The organism is Halomonas alkalisoli (genome assembly GCF_021412585.1).
Classification (GTDB): domain Bacteria; phylum Pseudomonadota; class Gammaproteobacteria; order Pseudomonadales; family Halomonadaceae; genus Halomonas; species Halomonas alkalisoli.
Genome location: NZ_JAKCMI010000041.1, coordinates 54,649 through 67,934, shown reverse-complemented (window position 1 = coordinate 67,934; position 13,286 = coordinate 54,649). Strand labels below are relative to the sequence as shown.

Below are 13,286 nucleotides of genomic sequence, written 5' to 3'. Positions count from 1 at the left end.
GGGCACAAAAAAACCGCGCTCATGTCGCGGTTTCTTGGGTGATTCCATTTCGCTCTGGAGATGCTTCAGCCTGCATGACGCGATGTGCTCATTGAGAGCGGTGGTGCCCAGGAGAGGACTTGAACCTCCACATCCTTACGGATACTAGCACCTGAAGCTAGCGCGTCTACCAATTCCGCCACCTGGGCGCATCATGCTGTCGATCTATCGTCGTGTTCGCGAGCCTGGGATGGTGCCCAGGAGAGGACTTGAACCTCCACATCCTTACGGATACTAGCACCTGAAGCTAGCGCGTCTACCAATTCCGCCACCTGGGCGAACACGAGACTTTCGAGCTGACAAAGCACTTGGGCGCCTACCCGACCACCGTCTCCCGAGAGAGCGATGGTGCCCAGAAGAGGACTTGAACCTCCACGTCCTTACGGACACTAGCACCTGAAGCTAGCGCGTCTACCAATTCCGCCATCTGGGCAGGCGAGGCGTATCTTACCCAAACTGTGGCCCAATGCAAGAGTAGCGGTCAAATTTTCGCCCGGCGCCCAACATGATGTGGATCAGGCCGCCGAGGGTCGATAACGATAAATTTTTTCTCATGCAGCGTGCCATATCCCCCCTGGATCAGGCAGGATGAATACAGCTTATGCGCTGATACTCCCGTGGTTGGTCAAGGAGCTCGATGTGCTCAAGTACGCCGTCAGCCTGACAGGCATCATGGCCGCCATCTGGCTGCTGCTCTCCGGTCAATGGACCCATGCCATTCTGGTCCCGCTGGGGGGGGTATCCGTTGCCCTGACGGTGTACCTGGCATATCGCATGCGCATTCTGGACCGGGAAGGGCTTCCCATCCATCTGCTGATCCCCATCCTCAAGTACCTGCCTTGGCTGCTGATGGAGGTGGTGAAGGCCAATCTGGTGGTGGCCCGTCATATTGTCTTGGGGCGCAAGAGCCTGAGCCCGCGAATCTGCCGGCTGGACACCACTCAGGAAACCGATCTGGGCCGAGTGTTTCTCGCCAATTCCATCACGCTGACGCCGGGTACGGTGACCGTCTATGTCCGCGAGAAGGAGGTCTGGTTCTACGCCTTGACCGAGGAGCTGGAGCAGGGTGTTCTGAGCGGTGAAATGGACCGGCGGGTGACTCGACTCGAGGGGGAACCCTGATGCTGGTTGCCATCGCTCTGGCCGTTCTCTTCAGCCTGGGCTGCGCGCTGATCCGCGCCTACCTTGGGCCGACGCTCTTCGACCGACTCCTTGCGGTCAATGTCGTCGGCAGCCTTACGGTACTGCTCATTGCCCTGCTTGGCTTCATCGTCGGCCGCCCCGAGTTCATCGACATCGCCATTGTCTATGCACTGCTCAACTATATCGGCGTAGTGGCTGTCCTGCGGTTCTTCGAGTCGGGCCGCTTCGGTGCGTCGCGCCGGCGCGGTGAGGAGGAGTCGCCATGAGCCTGGTGCTGGATCTGCTCAGCGGGCTGATGCTGGTCAGCGGCGCCATACTGGTGGTGATAAGCGGCGTTGGCCTGCTGCGCTTTCCCGATTTCTACTCCCGCATCCAGGCGGCCGGCATGACCGATACCCTCTGCATGATCCTGATCCTCGGCGGCCTGATGCTGCAGGCTGATTCCCTGGGGGTGGTCGCCAAGCTTCTGTTTACCCTGGTGTTTCTGTTCTTTACGGCGCCTGCAGCCAGTCATGCACTGACCAAGACGGCGCGCCAGTGCAAGTTGTCCCCCTGGCGGTCCGACAAGGAGGGTGACTCATCGCAGCCCTGATCGACCTCGTATTGCTGGCCTTCATGGCCCTGGTGGCGATTGCCGCGGTGAGGATTCGCAACCTCTTCGCGGTGATCATGCTTACTGGCATTTACAGCCTGCTGGCGGCATCGCTGTTCGTGCTGCTCGACGCCGTTGATGTCGCCCTGACGGAAGCTGCCGTCGGCGCCGGGATCATGATCATTCTCATGTTGGCCACGCTGGCGTTGACCACCAGTGAAGAAAAAGTCCGCATTACGCGTCAGAACCTGCTGGCGCTGGTGGTGGTGGTGATCACGGGTGGGGCTCTCATCTACGGCACCCTGGACATGCCAAAGGTCGGCGATCCGCAGGCTCCCGCTCATAACCACCTGGCGCCGCATTTCACCCAGCAATCGGTGGAGGAAATCGGCATCCCCAATATGGTGACCTCCGTGCTGGCCAGCTATCGGGGTCTGGATACCCTGGGCGAAGCCGTGGTCGTGCTCACCGCCGCCGTGGCGGTGATCTTGATCATCGGCAGCGGCCGGGCTCGGCAGCGCAAGCGTCGCCGGGAGACGCCCAGTCGCAGGGAGACGCGTTTGTGAAACATCACATCGTGCTGCGGATCGTTACCAAGATCATGATTCCTCTGATTGTGATCTACGCGCTTTATATCCAGTTTCATGGCGAGTATGGCCCCGGGGGCGGCTTCCAGGCTGGCATCATCTTCTCCGCGGGCTTCATCATCTTCAGCCTCATATTCGGGCTGGATGTGGCGCAGGAGGCCATCCCCCCTGAGGCGGCCCGGCTTCTGGCCGCTTTCGGCGTGCTGCTCTACATCGGTATTGGCCTGGCTTGCATCGTGCTGGGTGGGCAGTTTCTGGAATACAAGGTCCTGCTTGAGAATGATCAGGCAGGTGAAAACCTTGGGATCATCGGCATCGAACTGGGCGTGGGCATTACCGTTGCTGCCGTCGCTCTCACCCTGTTCTATGCCTTTGCCGGTCGGGAGCGAGAGTAATGGAGTGGTTCGGACTCTATAACTACTGGATCGTTGTAGTGCTCATGATGGTGGGGTTCTACATCGTCATTGCCCAAGGCAACCTGATCAAGAAGATCGTTGGACTGAATATCTTTCAGACCTCCGTGTTCATCTTCTTCATCAGTCTGGCCAAGCTGGAGGGGGGGACCGCGCCGATTCATGTGGAGGGCGTGAGCGACTACTCCAACCCTCTGCCTCACGTGCTCATCTTGACCGCCATCGTGGTGGGCGTCGCCCTGACCGCCGTGGGCCTTGCCCTGGTGGTGCGCATCCATGAGCTCTACGGCACTATCGAGGAAGATGAGATCCACGCTCAGGACGAGGCGTAGTGATGGGGTTGGTTCAGCTTCACCTGCCGGCATTTCAGGTCATCGTGCCCATGCTGGCGGCACCGCTGGTGATGCTCATGGCTCGCTCGCCCCGCGCTGCCTGGGCCACTGCCACCCTGACCAGCTGGCTCACCCTGGCCATCTCCCTTCTGCTGTTGATCCGCGTCCGGGCGGAAGGGGTCGTGGCCTACCACATGGGCGGCTGGTTGCCGCCGGTGGGGATCGAGTACCGGGTGGACTCCGTCAATATTCTGGTGCTGCTGGTGATCTGTTTCATCAGCGCGGTGGTCATGCCTTTCGCACGGCTCAGCGTGGCGAGCGAGGTTCGGGAAGACAAGCATGGCTACTTCTATGCCGCCTTCCTGCTGGCCAATTGCGGGCTCCTGGGGATCGCCATCACCGGTGACGCCTTCAACATCTTCGTCTTCTTCGAGATTGCCGCTCTGGCATCCTACTCACTGATCGCCACGGGCCGCGAGCGACAGGCCGTGATGGCTTCCTACCAGTATCTGATGATGGGGACGATCGGAACCACTTTCCTGCTCATCGGCATCGGCTTTCTCTACATCATGACCGGCACCCTGAACCTGTTGGACCTGGCGGAGAGACTGCCGGCAGTCAATGACACCAGGACGGTGCGTGCTGCGCTGGCCTTTATCGTGGTGGGCATCTCGCTGAAGCTGGCACTCTTTCCGCTACACCTGTGGCTGCCCAATGCCTATGCCTATGCCCCGTCCATGGTCACCGTGTTCCTCTCCGCCACGGCAACCAAGGTGGCCATCTATGTGCTGATGCGCTTCATCTTCGGCGTGTTTGGCCATGAGCTGAGCTTCAATGTCCTCGAAATGAACCTGCTGCTGATGCCCCTGGCAATGCTCGGCATCCTGATTCCGTCCATCGTTGCCATCTTCCATACCAATATCAAGCGGATGCTTGCCTACTCCAGCGTGGCCCAAGTGGGCTACATCATCCTGGGCATCAGCTTTGCCAGCACCCTGGGGCTGATGGCATCACTACTTCACCTCTTCAATCACGCGATTACCAAGGCGGCGCTGTTCATGGCGCTGGGCTGTATCGCCTATCGGCTCGGCGGCGTTTCGCTGATCCACATGACCGGTGCCGGGCAGCGGATGCCCTGGACCATGACGGCCTTCGTCATTGCAGGGCTGTCCCTGATCGGTGTCCCGCTGACAGCAGGTTTCGTCACCAAGTGGCATCTGATTCTTGCGGCCCTGGACGGAGGGCTATGGCCGATAGCCGTGTTTGTGCTGGGAACGTCGGTGCTGGCCCTGCTCTATATCTGGCGGGTGGTGGAAGTGGCCTTTTTCCGTGCTCCGCTAAGGCGAATCAGGGTGCGTGAAGCCCCCTTGTCGCTGCTGCTTCCCACCTGGTTTCTCACGCTCTCCTGCCTCTACTTCGGCATCGAGACATCCCTGCCGGTGGGCCTGGCCGAGCGTGCCGCCGAGGCATTGATGGGAGACTACCGGTGAGTCCGTTCCCGTTCATGGAGGCCACAGTGGCCATTCCGCTCACCCTGGTCATCCCGGCATTGGGAGCTGTGCTGATTGCGCTGAACGGCCGCCATCCCAATCTTCGCGATGGCCTGATGGTGGCCATCGCGGCGCTGCTGTTCGCCACGGTCCTGCAGATATTGCCTGCTGTCCTGTCGGGCGGGCGGCCCGCCATTACGCTGATCGAGTTGCTGCCGGGCCTGAGCATGGCCTTCGAGGTCGAGCCGCTCGGCATGATCTTCGCGCTGGTGGCCTCCAGCCTCTGGATCATCACCTCGCTGTACGCTATCGGTTACATGCGCGGCGCTAACGAGAGCAAGCAGACACGCTTCCATGCCTGTTTCGCAGTGGCCCTGTTCTCGGTAATGGGCATTGCCTTCGCCGAAAACATGTTCACGCTTTTTATCTTCTATGAGGTGCTGACGCTATCCACCTATCCGCTGGTAGCCCACAAGGGCAATCGTGAAGCCCAGCAAGGGGCGCGTACCTACCTGGTGCTGTTGCTGGGTACGTCCATTGGTTTCCAGCTGGTGGCGATTGTCGCCACCTGGTGGCTGGCCGGGTCCTTGAGCTTCACCGAAGGCGGGATCATGGAAGGCCACGTCAGCCACGCCCTGGGGGGGCTGTTGCTGCTGCTCTATATCTACGGTATCGGCAAGGCTGCGTTGATGCCGTTTCACCGCTGGCTGCCTGCCGCGATGGTGGCGCCCACCCCCGTCTCCGCGCTGCTGCACGCCGTGGCGGTGGTCAAGGCCGGGGTCTTCACCGTGCTCAAGGTGAGCACCTACATCTTCGGTCAGGATTACCTCAGAGAGCTCTGGAGTGCGGACCTGTTGATGTATATCGCCGCCTTCTCGTTGCTGTCGGCATCGCTCGTGGCGCTGCAAAAGGACAACCTCAAGGCCCGGTTGGCCTACTCCACGGTCAGCCAACTCTCCTACATCACGCTGGGTGCGATGCTGGCCCATGAGTTGGCGGCCATCGGCGGGAGCATGCACATCGTCATGCACGCCTTTGGCAAGATCACCCTGTTCTTCTGTGCCGGCGCCATCTACGTGGCCAGCAAGAAAACGAATATCAGTGAGATGGATGGTATTGGTCGACGCATGCCTTTCACCATGGGCGCCTACCTGCTCGGAGCGCTGGCGGTGATCGGCGTACCTCCCATGGGCGGGCTATGGAGCAAATGGCATCTGGTGCTGGGGGCGGCCGACAGCGGGCAGCTCCTGATGGTCCTGGTCATCATGCTCAGCACGCTGCTCAATATCGCCTATCTCTTGAGGCCGGCAGTGAGGGCGTTCTTGATGCCGCCAAAGGAAGGGGAAAGTCGTGGGATCCGGGAGGCACCGCTGCTGTGCGTGGTGCCACTGTGCATCACGGCGCTGGGCTGCATGGCGCTGTTTCTGGCGGCGGACCCGCTACGCGCCATGCTCGGCGGAATTTTTGGAAATTGATACCCAGGAACCGGGGGTTACATGCTCGTCAAACTGCTCGATCGACTGGTACGCAATGCCACACGGTTGAAACGGACGCTGCTGGCTGCCATGGCGGCATTGGTCATCGCGGACCTGCTGATCCCATCCGGCTATGATCGCTTTGCCTGGGAGTCCTGGGGGGGATTCGGCGCCCTGTTCGGGGCTCTGGCATGCCTGATTCTCATCGGTTTGGCCAAGGTATTGGGCCTGGGGCTGGCCTATCGTCGGGAAGGGTACTACGACGATGAGCTGACGCCATACCGAGCGCTTGATGATGTCTCCGATGAACGCAGTTGAGCCGATCTCTGGAGGGCCGGCGTCATGCATGAGTGGTTCGTGATCGACTGGCCTCTTGTCGAGTGGCTCTCACCCTCCCTGCTGCTGATCCTCGGCGGGTTGCTGGTGTCGGTTCTGCGTGGGGTGCTGCAGAAGCTGGTCCTCCTGGCTGTGCCCACGCTGGCCCTTCTCGCAGTGCTTGGTACCGCTCCTGGCACCCATGCCAGTTTTCAATTCCTGAACATGGAGTTGATCCTGGGTCGTGCGGACGCACTGAGCCTGGTCTTTGCCCATGTGTTCGCCATCATGGCGCTGATCGGCGCCATCTATGCTCTCCATGTGCGTGACACTATCCAGCACGTGGCCGGCTTGATTTATGCCGGCTCCGCCATGGGAGTCGTGTTTGCCGGTGACCTGGCCACGCTGTATATCTTCTGGGAGCTCATGATGCTCTCATCGGTCTGGCTGATATGGCGAAATCGCCGGGCAGCCTCTCTGGCGGCCGGCTTTCGCTACCTGATGGTACATGCGGTCAGCGGTGTCCTCCTGCTGGCCGGCATCGTGATTTATTACACTCAGACCGGGAGCCTGAGTTTCAACGACATCAGGGCCGGGGGGGCCGCATTCTGGCTGATCCTGATCGGCTTCCTGATCAATGCCGCCGTGCCTCCTCTGCACGCCTGGCTCACCGATGCCTACCCGGAGGCCACGGTGACCGGGGCAGTATTTCTGTGTGCCTTCACCACCAAGACGGCGGTCTACACCCTGATGCGGGGGTTTCCCGAAACCGAAGTGCTGATCTGGCTGGGAGCGGTCATGACGCTCTGGGGGGTCACCTATGCGGTGCTGGCCAACAATATCCGCCGGCTGCTCGCCTATCACATCGTCAGCCAGGTCGGCTTCATGGTGGCCGGCATCGGCCTGGGCACCGCCATGGCCCTGAACGGCTCCGCGGCCCATGCCTTCACCCATATTCTCTACAAGGCGCTGCTGTTCATGAGCGCCGGGGCCATCATCCATATGACTGGGCGCACGAAGCTGACCGAGCTGGGCGGGCTGTACCGTTACATGCCGCTGACGTTCGTTTTCTACATGATCGCCGCATTCTCGATTTCAGCGCTGCCGCTGACGAGCGGTTTCGTCAGCAAGACGATGATCCTCGAGGCCTATGCAGACCACCAGGCGGCGCTTGTCTGGCTGATGCTCTCGCTGGCGTCGGCAGGCACCTTCCTGAGTGTGGGCCTCAAGCTGCCCTGGTTCGCCTTCCTGGGGCGTGACAGCGGGTTGCGCCCCCGGGAAGCACCGACCAATATGCTGGTTGCCATGGGGATCGCGGCTTTCCTTTGCATTTTCATCGGCGTGTATCCGCAGTGGCTGTACCAGATGCTGCCGAATCAGCCGGTCGGCTACAACGCCTATACGCTGGCTCATGTGTTCTGGGACCTGCAGCTTCTCTCCTTCGTGGGCCTGGTCTTTTTCGTCCTGCTGAAATTCATGACGCCCAAGGACAAGATCACCCTCGACACGGACTGGTTCTATCGCGTGGCGGCCCCGCATGCCGTCGGCTTGATCCACCGCCACGGCACGAGCGCATGGCACAACCTGCTTGCGGCCATGCGCTGGCCCTTGCGCCGCATCGTCGCCCAGGCCCTGCGTTACCATGGTCCAAAGGGCATTCTGGCGCGCACCTGGCCTACCGGCAGCATGGTGCTCTGGGTGGCCGTATTACTGACCGCTTCGCTGCTGCTCTACTACATCTGACCCCGCCTGAATCTATCCGCGATTGCGTTGCGGTTTTCCGATGTGCGACCGGATCGCGCCGCCATGGTTGGGCCAAACCGGTACCGGCGCTATACTGCGCCAATGACAATAGACCCTAATAGCAAGACCCTACGCCCGCGGCGCACTGCCTGCGCCCTCTCGAGAACGCTGTCCCCGATGTTGCCAAGGATGCCCTACGCATGACCCACTGGACGCTCAGCGACGACCCGCACGCCAGCCGCGAGGCCCATAAGTACGACAAGCCCGCCCCCAGCCGCGAATACCTGCTGGCCCGAATGGAAGAGCACGGCAAGCCGGTTACCCATGAAAACATGAGCCGCATGCTGGGCCTCGACGATGAGGAGCTCCAGGAAGCGGTGCGCCGTCGGCTGGCCGCCATGGAGCGCGACGGCCAGGTGCTGCGCAACCGCGCCGGTGCCTACGCGCTGATCGACAAGCTGGACCTGATCAAGGGCAAGGTGCTTGGCCACCGTGACGGCTTCGGCTTCCTGCTGCGCGACGACGGCAAGAAGCCGGACCTGGTGCTTCCGCCGCGGCAGATGCGCCGCGTCTTCCACGGCGACGCCGTGTTGGCGCGGGTCAGCGGTCGCGACCGGCGCGGTCGCGACGAGGCGACGATTGCCGAGGTGCTCTCGCGCAATACCCAGACCATCGTCGGCGTCTACCGCGCCAACACCTCCGAGTTCGGCGTGCTGATTCCGGAGAACCCGCGTATCACCCAGGAGGTGATCATCCCCCATAGCGCCTGTGGCGGCGCCAAGGATGGTCAGGTGATCTCGGCGAAGATCGTCAAGCAGCCCGAGACCCGGGTGCAGCCAGTCGGCGAGGTGGTCGAGGTGCTCGGCGAGCGCATGGATCCGGGGATGGAGATCGATATCGCCATCCGCAGCTACGAGATCCCCTCGGAGTTCCCGCCGGACGTGCAGGACCAGATCGCCGGCATGTCGGCCGAGGTGGTGGACGCCGACAAGCAGCATCGCATCGACCTGCGCGACGTACCCTTCGTGACCATCGACGACGAGTCGGCCAAGGACTTCGACGACGCCGTCTGTGCCTGGAAGACCAAGTCGGGCAGCTGGAAGCTGCTGGTGGCCATCGCCGACGTCTCCCACTATGTGAGACCCGGCAGCGCCCTGGACGAGGAGGCGATCACCCGCGGCAACTCGGTCTATTTCCCCGGCCAGGTCGTGCCCATGCTGCCGGAGCTGCTCTCCAACGGGCTCTGCTCGCTGAATCCCAGCGTCGACCGGCTGGCGCTGGTCTGCGAGATGAATATTTCCCAGTCCGGCGCCATCAGTCGCTATCGCTTCTACGAGGCGGTCTTCCAGTCGCATGCGCGGCTGACCTACAACAAGGTCGCCGCCATCCTCGACGAGGGGAGCGACGAGGGGAGTGCACTGCGCGAGGAGTACCGCGCCCTGGTGCCTTCGCTGCAGAACCTGCATTCGCTCTATCGGCTGCTGCGCGAGGCACGCGTGGCCCGTGGCGCCATCGATTTCGAGACCACCGAGACGGCGATTCTCTTCAACGAGGAGCGCAAGATCGAGAAGATCGTGCCGCGCTCGCGCAACGATGCCCACAAGATCATCGAGGAGTGCATGCTGGCCGCCAACGTGGCCACCGCCCGCTTCCTCGACAAGCACGATCTTCCGGCGCTGTACCGTATCCACGAAAAGCCCTCGCCGGAGCGCCTGGACAAGCTGCGCCTGTTCCTCAATGAACTGGGGCTGTCGCTTGGCGGCGGTGACGACCCGAGCCCCGAGGATTACCGCGACCTGGCCGAGGTGATCAAGGATCGTCCCGATTCCGACGTGATCCAGACCGTGATGCTGCGCTCCATGAGCCGGGCGGTCTATTCGCCGCACAATGAAGGCCACTTCGGCCTGGCCTATCCGGCCTATGCCCATTTCACTTCGCCGATCCGCCGCTATCCGGACCTGCTGGTGCACCGGGCCATCCGCTCGGTGATCCGCGGGCCGCGCCAGACCGCCACGGTGCTGCGCGCCGAAGGCGGCAAGGTGGAGCCGCCCAGCAAGTGGTGTCCCTATACCTTCGAGCAGATGCTCGAGCTGGGGGAGCACTGCTCCATGACCGAGCGTCGCGCCGATGACGCCACCCGCGACGTGGAGGACTGGCTGAAGTGCGAGTTCATGTCCGACAAGCTGGGCGAGGTCTATGAGGGCACCATCGCCTCGGTGACCCAGTTCGGCATCTTCGTGCGCCTCGATGAGGTCTATGTGGAAGGCCTGGTGCACGTCACCTCGCTGCCCTCGGACTATTACCACTACGAGCCCGAAAAGCACCGTCTCAAGGGTGAACGTACCGGCATGAGCTATCGCCTCGGCGACGGTGTCACCGTGCAGGTGGCGCGTGTCGACCTCGACGATCGCAAGATCGATTTCGCCCTGGAGGACGAGAAGCCGCGTCCCAAGCGACAGCCTCGCAAGCGGCGTGGTGCCAACGAGCCGGACAGCGCCACACCGCCGGCTGCCGGCAGCGGTAAAGGTGACGCCAAGGTCGGCAAGGATGACGCCAAGGGCGGCAAGGGCAAGGGCGGCAAGCGTCGCCGCGGTCCGCGCAAGCCCAAGGCACGCAGCTGATGGGAGTCGGACGCAGGGGGCCCCGCCAGCAAGCCAGGGGGCGCCCCGATACCCGGGAGCGCCATGGTGGCGGCAAGCGTCCCGCCCAGGGTGCGAGCGGGGCGCCGGCTGGCCTCGATGCCGTCTTCGGCGTGCATGCCGTGCGTGCGCTGCTCGACCGCGGTGACACGCCCAGAGAGCTCTGGGTGCAGGAGGGCGATGCCGAACAGCGCCTGGCCGAGCTGGTCGAGATGGCTCGCCGGGGCGGCGCCCGTGTTCTGGTGCGACCCCGTGACGACCTCGAACGCCTGGCCTCGGGCGCTTCGCATCAGGGGGTCGTGGCGTTCTGTCCGCCGCTGTGCGCCGAGAGCGAGGCCTCGCTCTGGTTCAAGCTGGAAGCCTGGCCACTGGCGGCGCCGCCGCTGCTGCTGGTGCTGGACGGGGTGACCGATGTGCACAACTTCGGTGCTTGCCTGCGCAGTGCCGATGCCGCCGGTGCCCATGGCGTGATCGTGCCCAAGGACAAGTCGGCGCCGCTCAATGCCACGGTGCGCAAGGTTGCCAGCGGGGCGGCGGAGAGCGTTCCGGTCTACCAGGTCACCAACCTGGCCCGCGCCCTGGCTCGGCTCAAGACGCTTGGCGTCTGGGTGCTGGGCACCGCCGGGGAGGCCGAGACGGCGCTGTTCGATGCCGATTTCACCGGCCCGGTCGCGCTGGTCATGGGCGCCGAGGGCAAGGGCATGCGTCGACTGACCCGTGAGGCCTGCGACACCTTGATCAAGCTGCCCATGGCCGGCAGTGTGTCGAGCCTGAATGTCTCCGTGGCGGCGGGGATCGGCCTCTTCGAAGCCGTGCGTCAGCGGCGTGGCGGCCAGCCTTGAACGGATACCTGCCGTAGCGTCCTTGCAAGTGGCGCCGCAGCTCTCTAGAATGCATGCGCCCGTTCCTGTGTGAGCGGGCGCTTCCATTTGACTATCACTCCTTGCTTCCCCTGAAGGCCCGAAGCGGCCTCACGCGGAAGCTGCCAACCCGCAAGGAGACTCCATGCGTCATTACGAAATCGTATTTATGGTCCATCCGGACCAGAGCGAGCAAGTGCCGTCCATGGTCGAGCGTTACTCCAGCATCGTCACTGAAAGTGGTGGCACCGTGCATCGTCTGGAGGACTGGGGCCGTCGTCACCTGGCCTACCCGATCAACAAGATCCATAAGGCTCACTACGTGCTGATGAACGTCGAGTGCAGCGGCGAGACTCTCGATGAGATCGAGAACATCTTCCGCTTCAACGACGCCATCATTCGCAGCCTGGTGGTGCGCTGCAAGGAAGCCATCACTGAAGCTTCGCCAATGATGAAGCCGGCAGACGACAAGCGTGTGCGTCGTGACGACAGGTCACGTGACACCGAAGAAACTGCCGAAGCCAACTGATCCGCACCGCCTGAAGGAGTCTTTACATGGCACGCTTTTTCCGCCGTCGCAAGTTTTGCCGTTTCACCGCCGAAGGTGTGAAGCAGATCGATTACAAGGATCTGGACACGCTCAAGGCCTATGTCACCGAGACCGGCAAGATCGTTCCCAGCCGGATCACGGGTACCAAGGCCCGCTATCAGCGCCAGCTGGCGACTGCCATCAAGCGCTCGCGCTACCTGGCACTGCTGCCCTACACCGATAGCCACCAGTAAGCCACGTAACCGATGCTACCGATTGCCCGCTGGTTGATGCGCGGCACGCCCTATGCCGCAGGCGGGGCTGCCTTGGCCGCCATCATTCCCTGGCTGTTCTGGTTCAGTGCCGCCATCGTGGCACTGGCGACCCTGCGGCGGGGGCTCGCTCCGGCGCTGCCCGTGCTCGTGGCGGCTGCCGTCCCGGCCGGATGGTGGTGGACCCAGGGGGATGCCATTCCGCTGGCCAGCGTATTGCTGGTCACGCTGATGGCGGTGGTGCTGCGAGAGCGCATGCGCTGGAGCGAAGCGCTGATCGTCGGCACCCTTGCCGGGGCGATGATGATCCAGCTGGGCATCTTCATTCCACCGGGTGGCACCGAGCAACTGCTGGAGCAGCTACGCCAGGGCTCGGCCGAGATCGACCGTATGCTCACCGAGCTGGCGCGCCAGGGCTTCGACACCCAGGAGCTGGCCACCTTGCTGATCGGTGGTATCACCGGCCTGGTGGTGCTGGTGGCCGCTATCGGCTGCCTGGCCCTGGCCCGCGCCTGGCAGGCGGGACTCTATAATCCCGGCGGTTTCCGGGAGGAGTTTCACGCCCTGCGGCTCACGCTGCGTGAGCTGGTCGTACTGGTCGTGCTGGGTGTGGTGGGCATGGTGCTGGGCATTCCGTCATTGAGCATGCTGGCCTGGGTGCCGCTGCTGGTGGCCGGTATCGCCCTGGTGCATGGTTTCATCGGTATGAAGGGCATGAACGGGCTGTGGCTGATCGCTTTCTATCTGCTGCTGATCACCACCTGGCCCATGATTCTGATCGTGCTGCTGGTGGCCTTTATCGATGTGTTCGCGGACTTCCGCGGCCGTCTGGCCCCCCGCAGCGACTGACAAGAGGT

15 protein-coding genes and 3 tRNA genes are annotated in these 13,286 nt (G+C 62.6%); 15 read left to right on the top strand and 3 right to left on the bottom strand.

Annotated features, from left to right (window positions below; all coding sequences use genetic code 11):
• Positions 1 to 101 precede the first annotated feature (101 nt).
• From LY622_RS18375 to LY622_RS18365, 3 genes are all read right to left on the bottom strand, one after another.
• Positions 102 to 188 (bottom strand) — tRNA-Leu (locus LY622_RS18375).
• Between the two features lie 42 nt (positions 189 to 230).
• Positions 231 to 317, bottom strand: a tRNA-Leu gene (locus tag LY622_RS18370).
• 68 nt (positions 318 to 385) lie between these two features.
• A tRNA-Leu gene (locus tag LY622_RS18365) sits at positions 386 to 472 on the bottom strand.
• Between the two features lie 155 nt (positions 473 to 627).
• On the opposite strand from LY622_RS18365, the gene LY622_RS18360 reads away from it, so the two are divergent.
• The 15 genes from LY622_RS18360 to LY622_RS18290 all read left to right on the top strand — a co-directional run bounded on the left by LY622_RS18360 (position 628) and on the right by LY622_RS18290 (position 13,278).
• The gene (locus LY622_RS18360) at positions 628 to 1,161 is read left to right on the top strand and encodes a Na+/H+ antiporter subunit E (protein ID WP_234292198.1); all 534 of its coding nucleotides are present in this window, start codon (positions 628 to 630) and stop codon (positions 1,159 to 1,161) included.
• Positions 1,161 to 1,448, top strand: coding sequence for an MrpF/PhaF family protein (locus LY622_RS18355; RefSeq protein WP_234292197.1), 288 nt, complete (start codon positions 1,161 to 1,163; stop codon positions 1,446 to 1,448). Before LY622_RS18360 ends, LY622_RS18355 begins: the two co-directional genes overlap by 1 nt.
• Entirely contained in the window at positions 1,445 to 1,774 is a 330-nt protein-coding gene (mnhG, locus tag LY622_RS18350) for a monovalent cation/H(+) antiporter subunit G (protein ID WP_234292196.1), read from the top strand. The genes LY622_RS18355 and mnhG overlap by 4 nt, the downstream gene beginning before the upstream one ends.
• Positions 1,775 to 1,797: 23 nt before the next feature.
• Positions 1,798 to 2,340 carry a DUF4040 domain-containing protein gene (locus tag LY622_RS18345; protein ID WP_234292195.1) on the top strand — a complete coding sequence of 181 codons (543 nt, stop codon included), beginning with the start codon at positions 1,798 to 1,800 and terminating at the stop codon, positions 2,338 to 2,340.
• Positions 2,337 to 2,756 (top strand): Na(+)/H(+) antiporter subunit B, encoded by a 420-nt coding sequence (locus LY622_RS18340; RefSeq protein ID WP_234292194.1) that lies wholly within the window; start codon positions 2,337 to 2,339, stop codon positions 2,754 to 2,756. The genes LY622_RS18345 and LY622_RS18340 overlap by 4 nt, the downstream gene beginning before the upstream one ends.
• Positions 2,756 to 3,106: a cation:proton antiporter subunit C gene (locus LY622_RS18335; RefSeq protein ID WP_043510469.1), complete on the top strand. Its 351-nt coding sequence runs from the start codon at positions 2,756 to 2,758 to the stop codon at positions 3,104 to 3,106. Before LY622_RS18340 ends, LY622_RS18335 begins: the two co-directional genes overlap by 1 nt.
• A gap of 2 nt (positions 3,107 to 3,108) precedes the next feature.
• On the top strand, positions 3,109 to 4,596 hold the full coding sequence (locus LY622_RS18330; protein ID WP_234292193.1) for a monovalent cation/H+ antiporter subunit D family protein: 1,488 nt from the start codon (positions 3,109 to 3,111) through the stop codon (positions 4,594 to 4,596).
• Positions 4,593 to 6,071 carry a monovalent cation/H+ antiporter subunit D family protein gene (locus LY622_RS18325; protein WP_234292192.1) on the top strand — a complete coding sequence of 493 codons (1,479 nt, stop codon included), beginning with the start codon at positions 4,593 to 4,595 and terminating at the stop codon, positions 6,069 to 6,071. The genes LY622_RS18330 and LY622_RS18325 overlap by 4 nt, the downstream gene beginning before the upstream one ends.
• Positions 6,072 to 6,092: 21 nt before the next feature.
• A complete protein-coding gene (locus tag LY622_RS18320; protein WP_234292191.1) occupies positions 6,093 to 6,389 on the top strand; it encodes a hypothetical protein in 297 nt (98 codons plus the stop codon).
• A 24-nt stretch (positions 6,390 to 6,413) separates the two neighbouring features.
• Complete coding sequence (locus LY622_RS18315) at positions 6,414 to 8,129, top strand: Na(+)/H(+) antiporter subunit D (RefSeq protein WP_234292190.1); 1,716 nt, start codon at positions 6,414 to 6,416, stop codon at positions 8,127 to 8,129.
• A gap of 200 nt (positions 8,130 to 8,329) precedes the next feature.
• On the top strand, positions 8,330 to 10,750 hold the full coding sequence (gene rnr, locus LY622_RS18310) for a ribonuclease R (RefSeq protein WP_234292189.1): 2,421 nt from the start codon (positions 8,330 to 8,332) through the stop codon (positions 10,748 to 10,750).
• Complete coding sequence (gene rlmB / locus LY622_RS18305; RefSeq protein ID WP_255762641.1) at positions 10,750 to 11,610, top strand: 23S rRNA (guanosine(2251)-2'-O)-methyltransferase RlmB; 861 nt, start codon at positions 10,750 to 10,752, stop codon at positions 11,608 to 11,610. Before rnr ends, rlmB begins: the two co-directional genes overlap by 1 nt.
• A 163-nt stretch (positions 11,611 to 11,773) precedes the next feature.
• Positions 11,774 to 12,157 (top strand): 30S ribosomal protein S6, encoded by a 384-nt coding sequence (gene rpsF, locus LY622_RS18300; RefSeq protein WP_043512854.1) that lies wholly within the window; start codon positions 11,774 to 11,776, stop codon positions 12,155 to 12,157.
• Positions 12,158 to 12,183: 26 nt separating this feature from the next.
• Positions 12,184 to 12,411, top strand: coding sequence for a 30S ribosomal protein S18 (rpsR, locus tag LY622_RS18295; protein WP_027967732.1), 228 nt, complete (start codon positions 12,184 to 12,186; stop codon positions 12,409 to 12,411).
• A gap of 12 nt (positions 12,412 to 12,423) precedes the next feature.
• Positions 12,424 to 13,278, top strand: a complete 855-nt coding sequence (locus LY622_RS18290; protein ID WP_234282131.1) for a YybS family protein — start codon at positions 12,424 to 12,426, stop codon at positions 13,276 to 13,278.
• Positions 13,279 to 13,286 lie beyond the last annotated feature (8 nt).